The following is a 19,161-nucleotide window of genomic DNA, read 5'->3' on the forward strand; positions in this document are numbered from 1 at the left end:
ATCTAAGCCGCCCGTTTTTCCAATAAGTTATCGTAATAAAATTCCATAGGTTTTTTATAATTGATAGACTCATGAAATCTTCTATTATTATAAAAATCTATATAATCATCCACATCGTTTCTTAGTTCAACAATGACAGGATATTGATTTAAATAAAATCTCTCACATTTAGCACTTCTCCAAAATCTTTCGATGCAAATGTTATCAGTTGCTCTACCTTTACCATCCATAGATATAGTAATTTTTTTATCCAATAATGTTTGGATATGAATGTTAGATGTGTACTGGCTACCTTGATCAGTGTTAAATATTTCTGGTACTCCATATTTATACAGAGCTTCATTTAAAACTTTCATAACTAAACTACTATCCATAGTGTTGGATATCTCCCAACTTAGTACAGCCTTAGAGTACCAATCAATAATAGCTGCCATATAAACTGTGCCAGCATCAGTCTTAATATATATAATATCTGTAGACCAAACTTGATTAGGTCTCAATATGCTTAAACCTTTTAGTTTGTAACTATAAATAGCATGCTCTTTGTTAGGTTCAGATAAGTTTAAGTTTGGTTTTTTCACCGCCAATATAGCTTTGATGCCTAACTCTTTACGATACTTTTGTACTGTGTTCTCACAGATGCTAAACCCATCTTCTATTAATTGCTTATGAGCTTTTATATAGCCGTAGCAGGGAATCTCCTCATGTATCTGTATAAGCTTTGCTTTTACTTCTTCTTTATGTTCGTTAACCACAGGCTTGTAATATAAACCAGCTCTAGAAACTTCTAATAAGAAACTTTGTTTTACAACAGATAATTTATGCTTAGGATCAATCATCGCTTTTCTATCAGATAATCCCAAGCTTACGAGCTTTCCCTCAAGAAATTCCTTCTCAATTGTTAGTTGTCCAACCTTCTTAGAATACTGATCTATCTTGGTTTGAAGCTTTGCATTGTCTTTTTTATATTGTGATACTGATTTGGATGGATCCATTACCAACTCAGCATTTTCTAAAAAGGCTGTTTTTCAATTATTTATGTTTTTGGGCGTAATATTATATTTTACTGATAACTGTGTGATTGTTTGATCTTTCCCCAATACTTCCAAGACAACTTTAGTCTTAAATTCAACGGTATATATTTTTTGATCATACCCTCCTATTTGGGACACTTAGGTGTTAAGAAAAGGAGACAAGATGAGATATACAAAAGAGTTTAAAGATGAAGCTGTTAAATTATGTTTACAACCAGATGCAAATAGACGAGAAATAGCAGATAATTTAGGGGTTAAATATAAAACCATTTGCAGTTGGATATCCAAAGCCATGTCAAACCCTCAGAAAGAAATAAAGATAGATTATAAAACGCAGTACCAGCAACTATCTTTTGAAAATACTGATTTGAAGAAAAAACTCAAACAGGCAGAAACAGAGCGTGAAATACTAAAAAAGTCAGCAGCGTACTTTGCAAAGCAAAATCTGTAAGGTACGCCTTTATTAAGGAGCATTATAAAGTTATGCCAGTAACAACACTATGTAAATCTTTGAATGTGAGCACATCTTCATATTACAGATGGATTCATAAACCTATAGGTAAAAGGCAATATAATGATGCTGAACTAGATGATGCTATTTTAATGAACATAAATCTAGATATGGAAGTGTTAGGATATACAAAGAGCTTAAAGATATGGGTTGGAAAGTTACTCAACCTAGAGTATCTAAACGTATGAAATTACTTGGTTTACATGCTAAAGCGGCTCGTAAGCATAAGAAAACTACAGATTCTAACCACAACAAACATGTTTATGATAATTTATTAGAACAAAACTTCACTGCTTTATCTGTAAATCATAGGTGGGTTACAGATATAACTTATGTACCTACACAAGAGGGGTGGCTGTATCTTTGTGTGATTATAGATTTATTCTCAAGATCAGTTATTGGTTGGGCAATGGATTCTAGGATGAAAGCGGATTTAGTTTGTAATTCTTTAAATATGGCATTATTTAGAAGAAATTTTCCTAGTGGTGTGATTATACACTCTGATAAAGGGTCACAGTACTGTAGCAAACAATATCAAGACATTATTAAAGAACACTGGCTACTATCAAGTATGAGCTCTAAAGGATGCTGTTACGATAATGCTGCTTGTGAAAGTTTCTTTGGAACTTTAAAAGTAGAGTTAGTACATGATGAAAGATATAAAACTAGAGAAGAAGCTAAACTATCAATATTTGAATATATTGAAGCTTACTATAATACAAAAAGGAGACATTCTACAATAAATTATATGACTCCATATCAATTTGAATATATAATGGAAAATGAAGTAGTAAACTGTCCCAAATTGACGGGGTAGATCAACCAATATCAAACATCTTATGTGGATCACCAAAATTAATTAAAAAATACGGCTTACCTCAATCAATTAAAGATCTCCTAGATTATCCTTTTATTTCCCATAGTTTAAGAAAGCCTGCCATAAAACTACCTCTAGAGAATGGTACTTATATATATTGTTCCTCTCCAATATTATTTATTGATGATTTTAATGCCCTTAATCAAGCATGTAAAAATGGCGTTGGACTTTTTCTTACAGGAGATAGATTAGTAGAAAAAGATATTAAAGAAGGCTCTTTAATACAGCTTTTACCAGAAATAAAATTCAAAAAATATGATATTTTTACTTTTTATCAAAATCATGGATATGAGATTCCTAAAGTAAAAGCTTTTCTAGATTTTTATCTTTAGATAAGGAAACTGGCTATAATATTGCTTCTAAATAATTTTGCTTATCCTTATTTGTAAGTCTAACCCTATGCTCATTCATTAATGTACCATGAAATGACTTGCCTGTAGCCTCTAGAATATCCATCATCAATTCATAGCATGTTTTAACATCATACTCCATACCAGATAACTTTCTATAATTCATCACAGCTACAATACCATTAACTTGACCTTCTTTTGCATCAACAAATATTTGCTCTTCATTATCAGGTAAAATACTAAATATTACATCATTATAATTAAGTTTCTGAAACACTTTTTCATCTGTATATTTAATTCCGTAATATTTTAAAAAGGTTGACAAATCTTTTACATCAATCTTTTCAATTCCTTCAAAATAAAATAGTAAGAAACCATCTCTTAATAATGGATACTCACGCTGAACATCTTCAATATACATATATTCTGATGAATTCTTTGCCTGCTTGAGAAGCTGTTCACCATCTCTTTGTTGAGTACCTTCAAGGATATCTTTTTGCTTAAGACGAAGACTCTTACGGTATAAATCAATTATAATTAATACCACTAAAATTAAAACTAAAATTAAAACTAATATTAACGTCATTTATTGAACACCTGAATATAATTTTTTTTCTACACATCTATTATATATTATAAAGCTTATAAAAATTAAGATTTTTCTAATAACATAGTATCTAATACTTCAATTATCTTATCATCAGTATCTATTATCATGTTTTTATGAATCTTCTCAAACTCTTGTACAATATAATCATTTCTTTGCTTATCATCAAATAGCCTCTTCAACTCTATAAATAAATTATCTATAGTACAATCTTCTTGAATTAGCTCTTTGATGATTTCATCTTTATGTAAAATATTAGGAAAAGCCCAGTAGCTATGACTTCCTACTAACAATTTCCCTAAGAAAGCAGAGATGTTTGATAGTTTGTAACCAACAACCATTGGTAATTTACATAACATTGCTTCTAAAGTAGCTGTACCAGAAGCCAACAAGCTAAGATCAGAAGCTTTTAACACATCATGAGAGTTTGTTTTATAAACCTTTATACCAAGATTATCAATTTGCTCTTGGTACTTATCAAACAAAGGTTGTAATGAGAGTTTTGCCAAAGGCATAATTACTTGAAATTTATAGCCTGCTTTTACTAACTTATCTAACGCATCAAGAAATAAGGGCAAAAGTCTAGCCACCTCTGTACTTCTACTTCCAGGCAGTACAGACAATATAGGCAAGCTAATATCATTTAAGCCAAGTTTTTCTCTATAACTAGATCTATTCATATTTATGGGGATATCTTTTGCTAATGGATGCCCCACATATATTGCTTCAAAATTATGTCTTTTTCTATAGTAATCCACCTCAAAAGGAAGTATTGCTAGAATCTTATCTGTAGCTTTTCTAATCTTTTTAATACGATACTCTCGCCAAACCCATATTTTAGGACTGACATAATGAATAGTCTTAATACCAACTGCCCGTAAATCTTTCTCAACAGTTAAATTAAAATCAGGAGCATCAATACCTATAAAAATATCTGGCCTATTTTGCTTAAAGTAATTAATAATCTTTTTACGTATGCCCAAAATGCTTAAGCCTTTTGATATAATCTCAAGCAAACCTATCAATGAAAGAGCATCCATAGGATATAAGCTTTTAAAGCCTGCTGCTTGCATCTTAGGACCACCAATACCTTCTATAATAACATCTGGGTATTTTTGCTTAAGAGCTTTCACTAAAGTTCCACCAAGCTGATCTCCTGACAGTTCTCCTGCAACAATACCTATTCTCATTATCTTAAAATACCTCTTTTTGAAGTACTTATAACGTCAACAAATGGTTCTAAAATAGGATCATTTTCTGCCATATCTTTAATAACCTCAGCGGCTTCTTTCATCATTAGCCCCCTTCGATAAAGAACTTTATAAACCTCTTTTATTTTCTTTATATCTTCTAGACTAAAGCCGCGACGCTTTAATCCTTCCGAATTAATTCCACAAGGTGTAGATCCTGCTGTAACAGCTGTTACCATAAGATACGGAGGAACATCTTTTCCTATTAACGCAGCATGGGCAATAAATGCATGCTTACCAACTCTACAAAACTGATGAACACCAACATTAGAACTAATTATAACAAAATCGTCAATATGAACATGGCCAGCCAAACCAACACCATTAACTAAATTTATATAGTTCCCAATCTTACAATCATGGCCTATATGCACATAACACATAATAATATTATTATTTCCAATAGAGGTCACACCAACTTCTTTGGATGTTCCTCCATGAATTGTTGCACATTCTCTGATAATATTATTATCCCCTATAGTAACCTGAGAAAAATCACCTTTTTTATAGGTATAATCAATAGGGTCATCACCAATTGATGCATATTGAAAAATACGATTATTTTCTCCAATAATTGTATTATCACCAATAGTTATATGGCTCTTTAATTCTGTACCTTCTCCAATAACGACATTTTCTCCAATAACACAGAATGGCCCTATTATAGCACTATCTGCTATCTTGGCACTGTCATGTACTACTGCCAAACTATGTATCACGATTAATAATCCTTATATGCTGCCATTAAATTAGCTGAACAAACTACTTGTCCATCTACTTTTGCCACAGATTTTGCTGTACAAATTATATTTTTCTGTTTTACCATTCTTGACTCAATCATTAATATATCACCAGGTACAACAGGTCTTTTAACTCTAACTTTATCTATACCAGCTAACATAAATGTTCTTCTGCCACCACCAGCTTTTTTAACAACATGAGCAAATAAAGTTTCAGCCATTAACTCACCCAATATAGCTGTAGCTTGAGCCATAGATTCAACAATTAAAACTCCTGGCATTACCGGGAAATCAGGAAAATGTCCGTTAAAAAAGTCTTCATTTATTGTTACATTTTTTTGAGCTATAATAGTTCTTTCTTCAACACTCCAATCAACAATCTTATCTAAAAGAGCAAAAGGATATCTATGAGGTAAAATTTTTCTAATCCCCATAATATCAATCTCTTTATTCTTCTCATCAAAATGGTTCATCAAACAATCCTTACTTATTTTAATTTTTCTTCTAATTCTTTTACTTTTGCCATTAGTTTATCTATTTTAGACAACTTAGCAACAAACCTACCCCACTTAATCTTTGGTTTAGCTTCAAAAGCAGCATAATACATACCCGGCTTAGTTATAGATTTACCTATATTTGAAGCACCTCCGATCATAGTGTTATCACAGATAGTTATATGTCCGGTTATTGCAGACTGCCCACCAATCAAACAGTTATCACCTATATTTGTACTGCCCGCAATGGCTGTAACACCGGCCACAGCAGTATTTTTACCTATAACTACATTATGAGCTATCTGCACTAAATTATCAATACGAGCCCCTTCTTTAATGATAGTATCATTAATAGCACCTCTATCAACAGCAGTGCCAGCACCAATCTCAACATTATTTTCTATTATAACTCTTCCTAATTGAGGAATCTTTGTCCAGCTGCCATCTTCATCTCGAGCATTACCAAAACCATCACAGCCAATAGTAGCATTTTGATGAATTATGCAGTCAGAACCTATTACAACATCATGAGCTATAGATACATTACTTTTTATAACTGTATCTCTACCTACTTTCGTATTATCGTGAATAGTTGCACAAGCACCTATAGTAACACCATCATCAAGTACGACATTTTCACCTATTACAGCATTTGCATCTATTGTTACACTTTCACCAATAACTGCACTCGAAGCAATAACTGCCTTACTATGAATTTTACCATTAGGCTGAGGTGACTTATCAAACAGTTCCATAATTTTTGCTAAAGCTATGTATGGATTAGCTAAAACTACAGCATTAGTATTACAATAAGATAAAGCTTCTTCAGTAATTAAGACTGCTGAGGCTTTCGTTTCAGATAAATCCTTTAAGTACTTAGGGTTAGTACAAAATGATATATCTCCTTCACTAGCTTCCGATAAAGTTGCTATCTTGTTTACTTGAATATCCGCATCACCTTTAACTACACCATCTAGATTAGATGCTAAAAAATCTAAAGTATACATTAAAAATTCCCCTAATTAAGAATCCTTATTCATTAACGTTATTACTTCATTTGATATATCAGTAACACCGTTAACATATGCAAGAGCTTGTGTCGTAAAAACAACATTATAACCTTTTTGCTTAGCTACAGCTTTTACTGATCTATCAAATGAAGCCTGGAATTTCTTTGATAATTTATCTTTAGCAGCATATTCCTTTTGCTGTAAAACAGTCGCTTTCTCTCTAAATGCTTGTTCTTCTTTTTGGATTTGTTGTTGTTTTTGACTCAACTCTTGTTTAGTCATAGTAGCAGAATTTTCTTGTAATGTTTTCATCTGCTGCATTATATTATTTTGTTCTTGTCTTAACTGTGTTGCCTGTGGTTTAAGATCATTCTCTAATTTCTTTACACTAACCGAGCCAAGATCAGAATCATTAAAAATCTCAACTGGATTAACTACAGCCATTTTAGTATCAGCATAAGCTCCTGTAAAAGCTGCTGTTATAAGTGATAGTGATAAAATTATTTTTTTCATATTCTCTTAATCTCCTTGATTATTTATATTTTAAAAATTCTGTCCTAGTGAGAACTGGAACTGTTGCGTTACATCTCCTGCTTGAACATTGAAAGGCTGCGCAAATGAAACAGCTAAAGGCCCCATTGGTGAATCCCACCTAAACTCAACACCTACAGAGTACTTCAAATTAGTAAACGATGGTGAAGTTGGGTGGGGCGGTGAGGGTGATAGTACATTACCTGGTATATTGTATGTAAGATATGTATTACCTAAATCAAAAAAAGCACCAATTCTCATTTTTGAACTATCCTTAATAAAAGGTACTGGAAACAGTAAATCATAATTATTATAAATATTAAGGTTACCACCAATTGAGTTACCTGTCGAGCCATCAATTAAATTTATATCGCGCGCACCTAATGAACCTTGTAGGAAACCACGCACACTTCCCCAACCACCTCCATAGAAGTTCTCATAGAAAGGAAGTTCTTTAGTCTTACCATAGCCTCCACCATAATCAATACCTGCCCTAATTTGTAAAACTGACTGGTCTGTATTTGGTATAGCTATATTATAAGTGCCTTTGACTTCTATTTTATATACTTGAATATTACTCACACCGGGTATGTTTATTGAACCATTTAAACCAAATGATCCACCAGCTGTAGGAAATATGTATCTATTTGAGTTATCATAGCTCCAACCTGCAGTAAGTGCTGTTTCATAAAAATTATTAGTGCCCTGTTGTTGCGTAAACCAGTCTACAACAGCTGACTGATATCCATCAGACTGCTTAACTTTACTATCAGAGAAAGTAAGCCCCCCTGTTACATTACTAAAAGTTGATACTGGTACACCATATATTAATCTACCACCCCATCTATCTAACTGGTATGCTGCAATAGCATTTGTTTTTGCAAAGTTTGAACGACTAACATATGCTGAAATACTTTGGCTAATGCCTGAAGTAGTAAAATATGGATTAATATAGCTTACATCTAGATTTTGGTAAGGAACAGCTAGCTGAGCATTAACATTAAAAGTATTTCCTGTACCAAAAACATTTGGCATATTTAGCCTACCACCAATCATAAAGCCATATAGATCTGAATATCCCAAGCTACCACTAACGGAGTTAGCATTTCTCTCTTTAATATTATAATTGATGTTAACTAAATCATCAGAGCCTTTTACCGGAACAAGCTCCATATCTGCTGACCCTACATAAGGTAACTGCTCTAATCTTCTTTGAGATTTATCTATTTGTTTCTTATTATATTGACTTTGCTCATAATACTGTAATTGTCTACGAAAAACATAGTCATTAGTTACATTATTACCAAAGAAATTAACTCTATTTACGTAAACTTTCTTGCCAGCATCTACAACAAATTTAAAAGAAACTGTTCTTTTCTTTTTATCTACACTAGGAATAGGATTAACTGTAACAAAAGCATAGCCTTTACTACCAAGTAAAGTTTTTATAGCTTCAACACTATCAACAAGCTTTTTCTTAGAGAAAACTTCACCTTGTTTCAACTTAATCAAAGACTGAATTTCAGACTTTGGTAAAAGAAACTTACCACTTAATGAAATGCTACCAACCTTATATACTTTCCCCTCTGCAACATCAAAAGTTATATATGAATGCTCACGATCTTTTGACATTGAGGCTTGTTTAGATGTAATCTTAAAATCCAAATAACCTCTATCTAAGTAATAATTAGTTACTCCTTGAACTGACTGACCCATTCCTTGAGGAGAATAACTATCGAATTTAGATAGGAACCCCCAAAGATTCCACATTGAAGGAACAGCAAAAGCAACTCCACTTTTCAGATCACTATCATCAAATTTCTTATTACCGATAAAATTTATAGCACTAATTTTAGCAGGCTCACCCTCTTTAATATTTATGCTTATATCAATTCTATTATTTGGAAGTTTTCTTATATGTTCTTCAATTTGAGCTCCATATAACCCCATCATAGAATATTGATTTAATAATGACTGTTTCAGTAAGAACATAGTATTTGGGTTATATACATTTCCAACATAGATACCAGCATCAGTGAAAACTTTTTGCAAGTCTTCTTTCTTAAGCTTTTTATTACCACTAAAACTAAAACCTGAGATAATTGGGTGCTCTTTTACATTAATAAAAAGATTACTTCCTTTGCGATAAAGATCTACACTATTAAAAAAACCTGTCCCATAAAGGTTGTTAATAATCTGGTTTGTATCCTCTGGCGTGATATAGCTACCTTTTTTATAGCCCATACGGCTTTTAACTACTTCACTTTGTAAGCCTTGTAGACCTTTTATAGATACATTATTTAAGACAAAGCTGCTATTAGCTGCTAAGCCATTTAATGCAACACTCATAAGAAGAGAGGCTAATACAAACTTCTTTCTAAAAAAAACCACTCTAATTTACCCCAAAATAGAATCCACATATTCACGAGTTTTTCTATCAATCTCAAAAACTTCTTCTATACTAAATGGATTCCTAAAACTCAACTCTTCTGTTACTTTTTTATTTAATCTAATAATTTCTAAATATTTAATTTTTTCATTTAAGAAAGCTTCTACTAACTTTTCGTTAGCTGCATTAAAAACTATATTTGCAGCATAGTTCTTACTTTGTAAATTATCAAATACAATTTTCAAAGCTTCGAACCTTTCAAAACATGCCTTTTTAAAAGTTAATTCTTGTTTTGTAAAGTCAAGCTCCTCAACACCTACAAAACCTCTAGCTGGATAGTATAAGGCATTTGCAACAGGCGTCCTCATATCAGGTACACCTAATTGAGCCAAATAACTACCATCAACATACTTTACCATCGAGTGAATAACACTCTGTGGATGAATTAAAACGCCTATTCTATCAATTTCAATATCAAAAAGCCAATAAGCTTCGATTACTTCTAAAGCTTTATTCACCATTGTTGATGAGTCAATGGAAATTTTTCTCCCCATATCCCAGTTAGGATGAGCACATGCCTGCTCGGGAGTTACATTAGCTAATTCGTCCAAACTTTTATATCTAAAAGGTCCTCCTGACGCCGTCAAAATTATCTGACTAATATCTGCGGCATATTTTTTAGTATTATTATCTATACACTGAAAAATTGCATTATGCTCGCTATCAACTGGTATAAGTTGAGCATTATTTTTAGCTACCTCATTAACAAGTAAATGGCCCGCTGTTATCAATGACTCTTTATTAGCTAAAAGTATTTTCTTACCTGATTTAGCAGCTACAAAAGTAGGTTTAAGGCCAGCTATTCCAACTATAGCTGACATAACTATATCAACATCTGGAGAGCTAGCCACTTTCTCAAGACCTTCATTTCCAACTAAGATATCAATATCAGCTACAATTAATTGTAGCTGATGCTTTTTATCCAAGTCAGGCACTACTGCAAACTTAGGCTTAAACTCTTTACAAAGCCTTGCCAACTTCTCAACATTATTAAAAGCTGTTAATGCAAAAACTTCAAAGTCATCACTCTCTCTAATCACAGCAAGGGTGCTATCACCTATAGATCCAGTAGCTCCTAATATAGTAACCCTACTTATTTCAGACATAATACCTATTCGCTTTCTAATGAGTTACTTTGTGAAGATTCTTCTACTTGCTCATCATTTTCTTCAAGGTTTTCATCATCTTGCTTAACTACTTTTAAGCTAATAAGTCTTTCATTATTCCTTAGATTTATAAGTCTAACACCTTGAGCAGAACGACCGCACTCTCTGACCTGATCAGAAGGTGTTCTAACTAAAGTCCCATTATCTGTAATCAAGACTATATCTTCATCACTCCCAACAAGCACAGCTACAACGACTTTACCATTGCGTTCTGAAGTTGAAATTGCGATAACACCTTGACTTGCTCTTTTTGTCTTTCTATACTCAGAAACAGCTGTTCTCTTACCATAACCATTTTCTGTTGCAGCTAAAATAATGCTTTGATCAGGGTTTGTAACAATCATAGATACTATTTTTTGGTTAGGCTGTAAGCGCATACCTGTTACGCCTGCAGCAGAACGTCCCATGGCTCTAACATCTGACTCATCAAACCTGATAGCCTTACCAGCATCTGAGAACATCATAATTTGTTTACTACCATCAGTAAGAGCCACATACGATAGCTCATCACCATCATTTAATCCAATTGCAATCTTACCTGTTGAACGTGGTCTAGCAAATTGAGATAAATCAACTTTCTTAACTCTACCTAGCTTAGTAGACATAAACACAAACCAGCCGTCCTCAAACTGTGAAATAGGCATCAAGGCTGTTATCTTCTCATTTTTTTCTAATGGTAAAATATTATTAATTGGCCTACCTTTAGATATCCTACTTGCCACAGGAAAATCATAAACTTTTGACCAATAGACTCGACCCAAGCTAGAAAAACACAACATAGTATCATGAGTTGAGGCCAGCATTAACTTGAAGATACTATCTTCTTCTTTAGTCTTAGTTGCAGATTTACCCACTCCACCACGTTTTTGTGCATTATACATACTAAGAGGCTGTGTTTTAACATATCCATCCATAGAAAGTGTCACAACCATGTCTTCTTCAGTAATTAAATCTTCTCTTGTCAAATCTAATCTAGAAACAATTATTTCAGACTTTCTTTCATCTCCATAATTATCTCTAATTTCAACAAGCTCTTCTTTAACTACTCGAATTAACTCATCAGTATCACTTAAAATACCAATTAGGTACTTAATTCTCTCAATAAGTTCTTTAAATTCGTTGGTAATTTTATCCTGCTCTAGACCAGTTAATCTATGAAGCCTTAAAGCTAATATTGCTTCAGCTTGTTCTTGAGTTAAGTTATATGACGTATCTACTTGAATACCATAGTGCGATGCTAAAGTTTCTTTGCGATACATTTTAACGTCAACACCTTCAAGCATACTTTTTACTAAAGTACCATTCCATGATCTTGCCAACATTGATTCTTTAGCATCTGCTGGAGATGGCGATGCTTTAATAAGCTCAATCATCTCATCAATATTTGCTAATGAAAGCAATAAACCCTCTAAAATATGAGCTCTTTCTTTTGATTTCCTTAATTCAAAAATAGTTCTTCTAGTTACAACTTCTTTTCTATGTTTGATAAACTGTTCTAAGATTTCTTTAAGATTCAAAAGCTTAGGTCTATTATCACTAAGAGCAACCATATTAATACCAAAACTGCACTGAAGCTGTGTTTGGGCATATAAAGTGTTTAAAACAACATCTGGTGATTCATCTCTTTTAAGGTCTACAACAACTCTTATACCATCTTTATCAGACTCATCTCTTAACTCCGAAATTCCAGCTACTTTTTTATCTTTTACTAGCTCAGCTATTTTCTCAACAAGCTTAGCTTTATTTACTTGATATGGAATCTCTGTAATAACTATTTGTGACTTACCTGAAGCTTCATCTTCATGAATATCAGCTTTTGCACGCATGATTACACGACCACGGCCAGTTTGATAGGCTTCTAAAATACCATCTGTACCATTTATGTATGATCCTGTTGGGAAATCTGGTGCTGGTATATACTGTATAAGATCCTCTATTGTTAGTTGTGAATTATCAATAAGCGCAATAGTTCCGTTTACAACTTCAGTCATGTTATGAGGAGGTATATTTGTGGCCATACCAACAGCAATACCTGAAGAACCATTAACTAAAAGGTTCGGCACTCTTGTTGGCAAAACATCGGGAACCAACTCTGTATTGTCATAGTTAGGAGAAAAGTCTATAGTTTCTTTGTCTATATCTATTAGAAGCTCATGAGTGAGCTTTTGCATTCTAATCTCAGTATAACGCATTGCTGCTGGAGAATCGCCATCAACAGATCCAAAGTTACCTTGGCCATCAACAAGTGTATAACGTAATGAAAACGGCTGGGCCATTCTAACGATAGTATCATAAACTGCTGTATCACCATGAGGATGGTACTTACCTATAACATCACCGACAACTCTAGCGGATTTCTTATATGGTCTATTGTAATAGTTTGATAACTCATTCATTGCAAAAAGCACGCGACGATGCACGGGCTTTAAACCATCTCTAACATCTGGCAGAGCCCTACCAACGATTACACTCATAGCATAATCAAGATATGACTGTCTTAATTCTTTTTCTATATTTATAGATGGTGATTCTTTAGTAGCTATAGACATTACTTACCGCTTTTAATAAAGATAAAACATATAGTCGGTATTCTATCATATTGAATAAAAAAAAGCACTCTTTAACACTTCCGTCAAAATCTTCAACACATATGTTTTCTTATAAAAAAGATTTTTAATAGCTATCAAAGATTCCAGTTTATAATTGGTTGATCAATATTACTAAGATACTCATTAGCTATTTTGAAATGATTACAACCTAAAAAACCTCTATGAGCAGATAAAGGTGATGGGTGTGTTGATTCTAATATCAAATGTTTTGAACTATCAATAAGACTTTTCTTCTTGCGTGCATGTAATCCCCACAAGATAAATACAATATGTTCTTTATGCTGTGAGATCTTTTCTATAACAGTATCAGTGAATGTCTGCCAACCAATATCTTTATGTGAATTAGCTTTGTGAGCTTCTACTGTAAGAGTTGTATTTAAAAGAAAAACTCCTTGCTTTGCCCAGTTCGTTAAACACCCATGATTTGGAACATCAAATCCATATATACTATTTTTCAATTCTTTATACATGTTTCGTAAAGATGGTGGTACATCAACACCTTCTTGCACAGAAAATGCTAATCCATGAGCTTGATTATAGTTATGATAGGGATCCTGCCCTAGGATAACGACTTTTAAATTATCCAACCCAGTATATTTAAAAGCATTAAAAATATTTTTTTTGGATGGGAAAATCACTTTATCACTATTTATTTCACTGGCTAGGAAATCTAATATTTGCTTGAAATAAGGCTTTTGCTTTTCTTCTGAAAGAATCTCTGACCAATCCACTCTGAATACTCCTTGAAATATTTTTATTAATCCCACATACTCAGCAGCTTTTTAGCTTTACTACTACCCATTTCATTAGCTGTCTCTAGCATTTATTTACCCTTTTCTTTATTAGCTCCAGAAACTAACCCTTCAACATTCTCTTCACCATACTGAGTGTACAAAGCCTTAGCTATTTTCTTAACATTATCACTATGCGGGGCTTTTGGATCATAATTATCTGTAAACATTTTCGCGTATTTAGAACCTTCTCCAAGATTACCTATCTTCATATTTGATAGCGCCGTAACCCCAACAGCATAAAGATCTGCGGGGTTTGCTAGAGGGCTTACAATAAGTTATAGCATTAACATACTCTTTATTTTGCCATGCATTTATACAGTTCTTCATAGCTATTTCTGTAGTTGCAAAAGCCGTTAACGATGGTGTTACTAAAATAGTGGATAATAATATTTTTTTCATAATATTGATATTAAAAAAATTGAACACGAAAATTAGTATATCAAATCGTTCATCTTTTTTAACGATAATATTTAAGTAATTAATTTAAATTTGACACTTGATTAGACCACCTTATACAGGTGGTGGGTGCAGAGGGGTTCGAACCCCCGACCCTCGCCTTGTAAGGGCGATGCTCTCCCAGCTGAGCTATGCACCCGATTTTAAAAAATCGATTTCTTTCATGGCGGAGAGGAAGAGATTCGAACTCTCGATAGGGTTTAACGCCTATACTCCCTTAGCAGGGGAGCGCCTTCAGCCTCTCGGCCACCTCTCCTAAACCATGTGAGAAACTATTATATCTAGATAAAACATTGTGTCAAGAGTAATACCGTATTTATTTTAATTATAAATTGATGTAAATTTACTAAGCAAAATGCTTAAAAAGCATTATAATATTTAAATCAACATAAATTTATAATTAAATCTAAATATGCGAAAAATTCTAGTTACTAACGCCCTTCCTTATGCAAATGGAGACCTTCATTTAGGTCATATGCTTGGCTATATACAGTCAGATATCTGGGTTAGATTCCAAAAATTACAAGGAAATAAATGCATATTTGTCTGTGGGAGCGATACTCATGGCACACCAATTATGCTAAAAGCAAAGAATCTAGGTATATCCCCAGATGAATTAGTAGAAAAATATTCAAATAATCACCAAAAAGATTTTGCTGATTTTGAAATTACTTTTGATAACTACTACTCGACACACAACTCTCTAAACAAAGAAATTGTCGAAGATATTTACAATAAGCTAAATGAACAAAAACTTATATCAAAGAAAGAAATAGCTCAAGCATATGATCTTGAAGCTAAAATGTTTTTACCTGATAGGTTCGTAAAAGGTATATGTCCAAAATGTAAAGCTGAAGATCAATATGGTGATAGCTGTGAAGTTTGTGGTGCCACTTACGATCCTACCGAATTAATAAATCCAAAATCAGTTATTTCTGGTAAAGCTCCTATACAAAAAAATTCAGAGCACTTTTTCTTTGACCTACCAGCATTAACAAATGACATAGAAAACTGGATTAAATCTAATAAAAACCTACAACCTGAGGTTGCAAACAAGTTATCTGAATGGTTTAAACAAGGCTTACAAAGCTGGGATATCTCGCGTGATGCGCCATATTTTGGTTTTGCAATACCTGGAACAAATGAACAAAAATTCTTCTATGTCTGGCTAGATGCCCCTATGGGTTATATTGCAAGTTTCAAAGATTTTTGTAATAAAAATAATGTTAATTTTGATCAATATTGGGGCGATAGCTCCAATGAAAGTGAACTTTACCACTTCATTGGAAAAGATATTATTTATTTCCACGCACTATTCTGGCCAGCAATTCTAGCTTCTACAGGTTATAAAACTCCTACAAGTGTATTTGCTAATGGTTTTTTAACTGTAAACGGTAAAAAAATGTCTAAATCTCGCGGAACTTTTATTCAAGCTAGAACATATTTAGATAGCCTAGAACCTAGTTATTTAAGGTATTATTTTGCATCAAGACTAACATCACGCATTGATGACATAGATTTAAACCTAGAAAAGTTTGTTACAAAATCAAACTCTGATATTGTTGGAAAAGTAGTAAATATTGCTAGTCGTTGTGCCGGCTTTGTTTATAAAAAATTTGATGCCACTTTAGCTGATGAAATTTTTGATAAAGGATTAGAAAAAGAATTTGCTGAGAACCATAGCACAATAACTCAAGCTTTTGAAAAAAGAGAATTTGCGAGCGCCGTTAGACTTATAATGTCACTAGCAGATAAGGCAAACCAATTTATTGACTATCATAAGCCTTGGCAACTAGCTAAAGAGGAAGGACAAGAACAAAAAGTTCATCAAGTATGCTCGCAAGGTATAAACATGTTTAAGGTTTTGGCTTCATATCTTAAGCCAATTATCCCAAACATTGCTACAAAAGCAGAACTTTTCTTGAATATAGAAATTTCTAACTGGGATGACTCTCCAGTATTTTTGAGAAACCACAAGATAAATAAATTCAAACCTCTTGCTATTCGTATAGAAAAAGAGAAAGTTGACAAGATTATAGAGGACACAAAAAAAATGTTAGAAAAAGAGCAATCTCAACCGCCTAAAAAAGAAGAGTCTAAACTTGATATAGCTGATGAATGCACTTTTGATGACTTTATGAAAATAGATCTTCGTGTAGCTAAAATCATAGAAGCCTCATATGTTGAAGGGGCAGATAAGTTACTTAAACTAATACTAGATTTAGCCGGGGTTAAAAAACAGGTTTTTGCTGGTATAAAATCATCTTACAATCCTGAAGAACTTGTTGGGAAACATACCGTAATGGTTGCAAATTTAGCCCCTAGAAAAATGAAGTTTGGTATTTCTGAAGGCATGATACTTGCTGCAGGAGATAATAAAGGAATATATATATTAGAGCCACACGATGGTGCTCAACCTGGCATGCGTGTCAAATAAAACACACAAGTCATGAAAAGATCTCACTATATAATAATAGTTAGCTTAATGTTTTTTTTGGCATTACTGAACTATCTTGATCGTTCCACGTTAAGTATTGCTAATACTGAAATAGCAAATGTCTTTAATCTTAAACCTACAGAAATGGGAATCTTACTTTCTGCATTTATGTGGCCATATGCCCTAGCAAGCTTACCAGCAGGATATTTAGTTGATCGCCTTGGTATAAATAAAGTAATGCTAATAAGTATGATTACATGGTCAGCTGCATGTGTGCTTGGTGGCTTAGTTGTTGGATTTTATTCAATACTTTTTACAAGACTGTTATTAGGAATTGCTGAGGCACCTTTTTTTATAGTTGCTACAAAGATAATCCAGCAAAACTTTGCAACTTCACAAAGAGGAATTATATCATCAATTGTATCTTTAGGTCCAAGACTTGCTAATATTCTAGCCCCTTTAGTACTAGTGGCTCTGATGATATTAATAAATTGGCGTGGAATGTTTATATTACTTGGGGCTATAGGATTAATAGCTGTTGTACTATGGCAACATTTACAAAAAAAAGGACTCTTTAAAGAAGCCAAGTCTGTAAACAAAACACAACAAATATCAATAAAGAAAGTTTTAAAAAATAAAAATGTTATCTTTCTGTGCATAGGAAACCTCTGCTCATCATATGCTTACTGGTTATTTTTAACATGGTTACCTTACTATTTCATTAAGGTAAAGGATTTGAGCTTATCTCAAATGAGTATTGCAACATCAGCTTCTTTTATCTCTGGTGTAGTATCTGTTATGCTTGGTGGAATAATTTCTGACTTTATGATTAAGCGTAATTTTTCTGCAGTATCTTCTCGCCTGACACCAATAATAAGTGGATGTTTAATAGCTTCAATAGCAATACTTACTTTACCATATATACAGAACATATTTTTAATAGTTGTTGTAATAGGCATAACAATATTTTGTCTAGGACTTAGAGTCTCACCGACTTGGGCTCTTGTGGCAGATATATCTCCTAGTCACTTAGTAGGTACAATAGGTGGAGCTCAAAACTTTGCTAACTTCATTGGTGCTGGACTAGCACCATTAATCACAGGAGCTATACTTCAAGCTACAAATAACAACTTTTTTATTGTATTTGTTTTTAGTGGCGTAATTTGTTTATTTGGATCGATTATCTATATGCTTATTCGTAACCGCAGAGTAGTTTGATAAGCAATCATCAGACTAGTTTTCTTCAAAAACTCTAAACTGAACTTTACCTTTAGTTACATTCTTAAGCTCTTCTATAAAGCTTAACTTATCTGAAGTATTTTCCTGAACAACCAACTGAACCATTTCAGAATATTCTTGGCTCAATATATTAACATTATAATGCTTTAAAACAATATCAATACTTGCTGTTTCGTTATATCCATATATTATTTGAATACAGCAATTAGTCTCCACACTTACAATATCTGCTAATTCAAGTACATCTTTAGCTGCCTGTCCATATGCTCTTATCAATCCTCCAACACCAAGCTTAGTTCCACCAAAATATCGTACTACAATCACCAACACATTTAACAAATCATTACCTTGAATATGTGATAGTATTGGCTTACCAGCTGAACCGTTTGGCTCACCATCGTCACTAAACCTAAATCTATTATCTTTAGTAAGTGCATAAGCCCAACAATGATGATTAACATCACCATACCTTGCTTTAATAGTACCAATCTCATCTAAAGCTTCTTGTTCACTTTCAATATAAAAAGCATATGCAATAAGACGTGATTTTTTTATAGGTTCAACTTCAGTTTGTATATTCTTAGATATTGTCTTATAAACATTCATT

At 33.0% G+C, this 19,161-nt stretch carries 21 protein-coding genes and 2 tRNA genes; 6 read left to right on the plus strand and 17 right to left on the minus strand.

Going from position 1 to position 19,161, the window contains the following annotated elements; genetic code table 11:
• Positions 1-2: 2 nt before the first annotated feature.
• The gene (locus CDV26_RS09370) at positions 3-995 is read right to left on the minus strand and encodes an IS3 family transposase (RefSeq protein WP_088773054.1); all 993 of its coding nucleotides are present in this window, start codon (positions 993-995) and stop codon (positions 3-5) included.
• Positions 996-1,028: 33 nt separating this feature from the next.
• Complete coding sequence (locus tag CDV26_RS12250) at positions 1,029-1,172, minus strand: hypothetical protein (RefSeq protein ID WP_157671575.1); 144 nt, start codon at positions 1,170-1,172, stop codon at positions 1,029-1,031.
• A 4-nt stretch (positions 1,173-1,176) separates the two neighbouring features.
• Between CDV26_RS12250 and CDV26_RS09375 the strand changes: the two genes are divergently transcribed.
• The 4 genes from CDV26_RS09375 to CDV26_RS14070 all read left to right on the plus strand — a co-directional run bounded on the left by CDV26_RS09375 (position 1,177) and on the right by CDV26_RS14070 (position 2,754).
• Positions 1,177-1,485 (plus strand): transposase, encoded by a 309-nt coding sequence (locus CDV26_RS09375; protein WP_157671249.1) that lies wholly within the window; start codon positions 1,177-1,179, stop codon positions 1,483-1,485.
• Between the two features lie 32 nt (positions 1,486-1,517).
• Complete coding sequence (locus CDV26_RS09380; protein ID WP_088771820.1) at positions 1,518-1,733, plus strand: hypothetical protein; 216 nt, start codon at positions 1,518-1,520, stop codon at positions 1,731-1,733.
• Complete coding sequence (locus tag CDV26_RS09385; RefSeq protein WP_088773470.1) at positions 1,691-2,362, plus strand: IS3 family transposase; 672 nt, start codon at positions 1,691-1,693, stop codon at positions 2,360-2,362. Before CDV26_RS09380 ends, CDV26_RS09385 begins: the two co-directional genes overlap by 43 nt.
• 68 nt (positions 2,363-2,430) lie before the next feature.
• On the plus strand, positions 2,431-2,754 hold the full coding sequence (locus tag CDV26_RS14070; protein ID WP_420809903.1) for a LysR substrate-binding domain-containing protein: 324 nt from the start codon (positions 2,431-2,433) through the stop codon (positions 2,752-2,754).
• A 13-nt stretch (positions 2,755-2,767) separates the two neighbouring features.
• On the opposite strand, the gene CDV26_RS09395 is transcribed toward CDV26_RS14070, so the two are convergent.
• From CDV26_RS09395 to CDV26_RS09460, 14 genes are all read right to left on the minus strand, one after another.
• Positions 2,768-3,358: a cell division protein ZipA C-terminal FtsZ-binding domain-containing protein gene (locus tag CDV26_RS09395; RefSeq protein WP_088773055.1), complete on the minus strand. Its 591-nt coding sequence runs from the start codon at positions 3,356-3,358 to the stop codon at positions 2,768-2,770.
• Between the two features lie 65 nt (positions 3,359-3,423).
• On the minus strand, positions 3,424-4,569 hold the full coding sequence (lpxB, locus tag CDV26_RS09400) for a lipid-A-disaccharide synthase (RefSeq protein WP_088773056.1): 1,146 nt from the start codon (positions 4,567-4,569) through the stop codon (positions 3,424-3,426).
• Positions 4,569-5,348: an acyl-ACP--UDP-N-acetylglucosamine O-acyltransferase gene (lpxA, locus tag CDV26_RS09405; protein ID WP_088773057.1), complete on the minus strand. Its 780-nt coding sequence runs from the start codon at positions 5,346-5,348 to the stop codon at positions 4,569-4,571. Before lpxA ends, lpxB begins: the two co-directional genes overlap by 1 nt.
• A gap of 2 nt (positions 5,349-5,350) precedes the next feature.
• Positions 5,351-5,842, minus strand: coding sequence for a 3-hydroxyacyl-ACP dehydratase FabZ (gene fabZ / locus CDV26_RS09410; protein WP_088773058.1), 492 nt, complete (start codon positions 5,840-5,842; stop codon positions 5,351-5,353).
• Between the two features lie 14 nt (positions 5,843-5,856).
• Complete coding sequence (gene lpxD / locus CDV26_RS09415) at positions 5,857-6,870, minus strand: UDP-3-O-(3-hydroxymyristoyl)glucosamine N-acyltransferase (protein ID WP_088773059.1); 1,014 nt, start codon at positions 6,868-6,870, stop codon at positions 5,857-5,859.
• 15 nt (positions 6,871-6,885) lie between these two features.
• A complete protein-coding gene (locus CDV26_RS09420; RefSeq protein ID WP_088773060.1) occupies positions 6,886-7,386 on the minus strand; it encodes an OmpH/Skp family outer membrane protein in 501 nt (166 codons plus the stop codon).
• A 30-nt stretch (positions 7,387-7,416) separates the two neighbouring features.
• Complete coding sequence (bamA, locus tag CDV26_RS09425; RefSeq protein ID WP_088773061.1) at positions 7,417-9,795, minus strand: outer membrane protein assembly factor BamA; 2,379 nt, start codon at positions 9,793-9,795, stop codon at positions 7,417-7,419.
• A 6-nt stretch (positions 9,796-9,801) separates the two neighbouring features.
• Positions 9,802-10,959 (minus strand): 1-deoxy-D-xylulose-5-phosphate reductoisomerase, encoded by a 1,158-nt coding sequence (gene dxr / locus CDV26_RS09430; RefSeq protein WP_088773062.1) that lies wholly within the window; start codon positions 10,957-10,959, stop codon positions 9,802-9,804.
• 5 nt (positions 10,960-10,964) lie between these two features.
• Complete coding sequence (gene gyrA, locus CDV26_RS09435; RefSeq protein ID WP_088773063.1) at positions 10,965-13,568, minus strand: DNA gyrase subunit A; 2,604 nt, start codon at positions 13,566-13,568, stop codon at positions 10,965-10,967.
• 134 nt (positions 13,569-13,702) lie between these two features.
• Entirely contained in the window at positions 13,703-14,359 is a 657-nt protein-coding gene (gene ung / locus CDV26_RS09440; protein WP_088773064.1) for a uracil-DNA glycosylase, read from the minus strand.
• Positions 14,360-14,451: 92 nt separating this feature from the next.
• The gene (locus tag CDV26_RS09445) at positions 14,452-14,631 is read right to left on the minus strand and encodes a hypothetical protein (protein ID WP_088773065.1); all 180 of its coding nucleotides are present in this window, start codon (positions 14,629-14,631) and stop codon (positions 14,452-14,454) included.
• Positions 14,618-14,821, minus strand: coding sequence for a hypothetical protein (locus tag CDV26_RS09450; RefSeq protein ID WP_088773066.1), 204 nt, complete (start codon positions 14,819-14,821; stop codon positions 14,618-14,620). The genes CDV26_RS09445 and CDV26_RS09450 overlap by 14 nt, the downstream gene beginning before the upstream one ends.
• A gap of 120 nt (positions 14,822-14,941) precedes the next feature.
• Positions 14,942-15,017 (minus strand) — tRNA-Val (locus CDV26_RS09455).
• Between the two features lie 25 nt (positions 15,018-15,042).
• A tRNA-Ser gene (locus CDV26_RS09460) sits at positions 15,043-15,134 on the minus strand.
• Positions 15,135-15,290: 156 nt separating this feature from the next.
• On the opposite strand from CDV26_RS09460, the gene metG reads away from it, so the two are divergent.
• Positions 15,291-17,315, plus strand: a complete 2,025-nt coding sequence (gene metG, locus CDV26_RS09465; RefSeq protein ID WP_088773067.1) for a methionine--tRNA ligase — start codon at positions 15,291-15,293, stop codon at positions 17,313-17,315.
• A gap of 12 nt (positions 17,316-17,327) precedes the next feature.
• Complete coding sequence (locus CDV26_RS09470) at positions 17,328-18,533, plus strand: MFS transporter (protein ID WP_088773068.1); 1,206 nt, start codon at positions 17,328-17,330, stop codon at positions 18,531-18,533.
• Between the two features lie 15 nt (positions 18,534-18,548).
• Here CDV26_RS09470 and CDV26_RS09475 read toward each other — a convergent pair whose 3' ends face one another.
• Positions 18,549-19,160 (minus strand): YigZ family protein, encoded by a 612-nt coding sequence (locus CDV26_RS09475; protein WP_088773069.1) that lies wholly within the window; start codon positions 19,158-19,160, stop codon positions 18,549-18,551.
• Position 19,161: the final 1 nt, after the last annotated feature.

Origin of the sequence: Francisella halioticida (assembly GCF_002211785.1) — a bacterium.
GTDB classification, from domain to species: Bacteria; Pseudomonadota; Gammaproteobacteria; order Francisellales; family Francisellaceae; genus Francisella; species Francisella halioticida.

What these genes read in the sequence shown, in the direction of transcription:
- CDV26_RS09445 (WP_088773065.1), bottom strand. Translation starts at nt 14,631, where the DNA reads ATGAAGATAGGTAATCTTGGAGAAGGTTCTAAATACGCGAAAATGTTT.
- gyrA (WP_088773063.1), bottom strand. Translation starts at nt 13,568, where the DNA reads ATGTCTATAGCTACTAAAGAATCACCATCTATAAATATAGAAAAAGAA.
- CDV26_RS09380 (WP_088771820.1), top strand. Translation starts at nt 1,518, where the DNA reads ATGCCAGTAACAACACTATGTAAATCTTTGAATGTGAGCACATCTTCA.
- fabZ (WP_088773058.1), bottom strand. Translation starts at nt 5,842, where the DNA reads ATGAACCATTTTGATGAGAAGAATAAAGAGATTGATATTATGGGGATT.
- CDV26_RS09385 (WP_088773470.1), top strand. Translation starts at nt 1,691, where the DNA reads ATGGGTTGGAAAGTTACTCAACCTAGAGTATCTAAACGTATGAAATTA.
- CDV26_RS09370 (WP_088773054.1), bottom strand. Translation starts at nt 995, where the DNA reads ATGGATCCATCCAAATCAGTATCACAATATAAAAAAGACAATGCAAAG.
- lpxB (WP_088773056.1), bottom strand. Translation starts at nt 4,569, where the DNA reads ATGAGAATAGGTATTGTTGCAGGAGAACTGTCAGGAGATCAGCTTGGT.
- CDV26_RS09475 (WP_088773069.1), bottom strand. Translation starts at nt 19,160, where the DNA reads ATGAATGTTTATAAGACAATATCTAAGAATATACAAACTGAAGTTGAA.
- CDV26_RS09420 (WP_088773060.1), bottom strand. Translation starts at nt 7,386, where the DNA reads ATGAAAAAAATAATTTTATCACTATCACTTATAACAGCAGCTTTTACA.
- metG (WP_088773067.1), top strand. Translation starts at nt 15,291, where the DNA reads ATGCGAAAAATTCTAGTTACTAACGCCCTTCCTTATGCAAATGGAGAC.
- lpxD (WP_088773059.1), bottom strand. Translation starts at nt 6,870, where the DNA reads ATGTATACTTTAGATTTTTTAGCATCTAATCTAGATGGTGTAGTTAAA.
- dxr (WP_088773062.1), bottom strand. Translation starts at nt 10,959, where the DNA reads ATGTCTGAAATAAGTAGGGTTACTATATTAGGAGCTACTGGATCTATA.
- CDV26_RS09450 (WP_088773066.1), bottom strand. Translation starts at nt 14,821, where the DNA reads ATGAAAAAAATATTATTATCCACTATTTTAGTAACACCATCGTTAACG.
- CDV26_RS09395 (WP_088773055.1), bottom strand. Translation starts at nt 3,358, where the DNA reads ATGACGTTAATATTAGTTTTAATTTTAGTTTTAATTTTAGTGGTATTA.
- CDV26_RS09470 (WP_088773068.1), top strand. Translation starts at nt 17,328, where the DNA reads ATGAAAAGATCTCACTATATAATAATAGTTAGCTTAATGTTTTTTTTG.